Annotated in this window: 1 pseudogene; it reads left to right on the top strand. The window is 54.1% G+C overall.

Annotation, left to right across the window (positions count from 1 at the left end):
- A pseudogene (locus LK536_RS58645) lies at positions 1-243 on the top strand (thioredoxin-disulfide reductase); the annotation flags it as partial.
- Positions 244-314: the final 71 nt, after the last annotated feature.

Below are 314 nucleotides of genomic sequence, written 5' to 3'. Positions count from 1 at the left end.
GAGGAATCCGGGGCAACCCTGATTGCGCGTATGACGAAGCAGGTGGAGGAATTCGGTGTGCACAGGGTCAGCGCGGCCATTGAAAAGACGGAGCTTGAAGGGGCGGTAAAGTGGCTGATTGATTCAAAGGGCAATGTCTACGAGGGGAAAACCGTGATTCTTGCAACAGGAGCCCATCCAAGGCCCATTGGATGCAGGAATGAAAAGGACTTCCTGGGCAAAGGCATTTCCTTCTGTGCATAGAAGGTATCCCCAAGTTTCCCATCCGGCATCATGATGAATGCGGATTCCGGGAGGAAGCGCGCGGACGAGTA

This window comes from Clostridium pacaense (genome assembly GCF_020709765.2).
Classification (GTDB): domain Bacteria; phylum Bacillota; class Clostridia; order Lachnospirales; family Lachnospiraceae; genus Enterocloster; species Enterocloster hominis.
This window is presented reverse-complemented; position numbering and strand designations above follow the sequence as displayed.